We start from the raw sequence: 1,943 nt of genomic DNA on the forward strand, positions 1-1,943 counted from the left end.
GCCCGGCAAGCGTGCCCGCGTCGACGCGCTCGGCTACATGCCGCGCGGCTATATCGGCGCCATCAGCGCGGTCGACGCGCAGGAGGCTTTCGATGCCGGCGCTTTCGCGGTCACCGTCGCCGAACAGGGCGGCGGCTCGGTGGCGCTGCAATATGACGGCACCAGAACGGTGCTGAAGAAAGTGCCGCTCAAGAACGTCGCCGGCAAGACCCGCCACATGCCTGACGATTTCATGAAGCCCGACGTCAATCAGCTGTCGGATGCCGGCATGGCCTATCTCAAGCGGCTGGTGCCGGAAAAGTACAAGGTCGGGAAGCCCTTCGTCTGATGCCGGGCTCACACCTGATGCCCGGCTCACTTCGTATGCCGGACTCACACTTGATGCCGAGCTGGTTCAGCAGGAGCGTGGTCGACGGCAAGACGACGATGCTGACCGAGCCCTTCGTGCATGCCTATGTTCGGGCCAATATCTGGCATCTGCGCGGTCGCGATGCCGACCTGCTCGTCGACACCGGTATGGGCATCTGTCCGCTGGCGCCGCAGATCGAGACGCCGCAGGGCAAGCCGTTGCTGGTCGTTGCCACCCACATCCATCTCGACCACGTCGGCTCGCTGCATGAATTCCCGTTGCGGGCCGGGCCAAGAATGAGCGCGGCTCGGTTCGAGACCATGGATGAGGCCGCGACTTACGCCTACATGTTCCACGACCTCGAGGGTGCCGTCTCGAAACTGCCGGCGTCCGGATGGAAGTCGGCCGACTACAGGATCCCGCCCGCGCCGTTGACGCGAACCCTGGACGAGGGCGATGTCGTCGATCTTGGCGACCGGCAATTTCGCGTGCTGCATTTGCCGGGCCATTCACCGGATTCGATCGCGCTGTTCGACGAGGCCGACGGACTGTTCTTCAGCGGCGATGCCATCTACGACGCCATGCTGATAGACGACCTGCCGGATTCCGACCCGGCCGCCTATATCAGTACGATGCGGCGCCTGCTCGACCTGCCGATCCGTATCGGTCATGGAGGACACGGACCGAGCTTCGACGGCAAGCGCATGCGCGAGATTGCTACGGCCTATCTCGGACGAATCGCCGGTGGCTGAGGCTCCAGCGAGGCAGCAAGGCGCGACCCGACGACTTTGTGACCCTGCCGCCGTGCGGATATTAAATCTTCGTAAGGTCGCCCGAAAACCCTAAATCGGGCCAATCCGCGCCCTAGATGCAAGGCCGTCGATCCGGTTGGCTGCCATGTAGGCGAGACGGGCAATTGCAACCTCGACACGCCGATGACCGATTTCCCGCATGGGAGGCCACGGCGCTGGATCAACTCTCGCCCGGACAAACGACCATGTCAGATATCCTTCGTAGGCATCGCGTCGCGGCCTTGCTGGGCGCTGCGCTGATCATATCCCCCTTCGTCATGTCTTTCGCCCAAAGCGCGGGCAACACCGTTCCGACGACCCAGACACCTGTTGCCGGCATCACTGCGCCCAATGGCTCGTTCGCACCCATCGTTGCCGCCGACAAGCCGGCGGTGGTGACGGTCACCACGGTCATGAAGGCACAGCCTGAAACGATGAGCGATGCCTCTCCTTTCGACGGCGGCTCGCCTTTCGACGACTATTTCCGCCAGTTCTTCGGTGACCAGGGCATGCCGACGCCCAAGACGCCGCCGCAACAGCAACCGCAGCGCGCCGAGGCGCTGGGTTCCGGCTTCATCGTCGCCTCCGACGGCACCATCGTCACCAACAATCACGTCATCGATGGGGCCTCTTCGATCAAGGTGACGCTCGACGACGGCACCGAACTTCCGGCCAAGCTCATCGGCCGCGATGCCAAGAACGATCTCGCCGTGCTGAAGATCAAGTCGGACAAACCCCTGCCGACCGTCAAATGGGGCGATTCCGACAAGCTTATGCCAGGCGACCAGGTGCTGGCCTTCGGC

At 63.4% G+C, this 1,943-nt stretch carries 2 protein-coding genes and 1 pseudogene; all 3 read left to right on the plus strand.

Annotated features, from left to right (window positions below):
• Positions 1-328: pseudogene (locus ENZ75_RS30285) on the plus strand (6-phosphofructokinase); the annotation flags it as partial.
• Positions 329-381: 53 nt separating this feature from the next.
• The gene (locus ENZ75_RS30290; protein ID WP_128278566.1) at positions 382-1,101 is read left to right on the plus strand and encodes an MBL fold metallo-hydrolase; all 720 of its coding nucleotides are present in this window, start codon (positions 382-384) and stop codon (positions 1,099-1,101) included.
• 245 nt (positions 1,102-1,346) lie between these two features.
• Positions 1,347-1,943: trypsin-like peptidase domain-containing protein (locus tag ENZ75_RS30295; protein ID WP_206617134.1), on the plus strand; the 597-nt coding region annotated here is incomplete at its 3' end.

The organism is Mesorhizobium sp. M7A.F.Ca.CA.002.04.1.1 (assembly GCF_004022805.1).
In the GTDB taxonomy this organism is placed as follows: domain Bacteria; phylum Pseudomonadota; class Alphaproteobacteria; order Rhizobiales; family Rhizobiaceae; genus Mesorhizobium; species Mesorhizobium ciceri.

Excerpts from the sequence above, each read along its gene's own strand:
- ENZ75_RS30290 (WP_128278566.1), top strand. The coding sequence starts at position 382 with ATGCCGAGCTGGTTCAGCAGGAGCGTGGTCGACGGCAAGACGACGATG.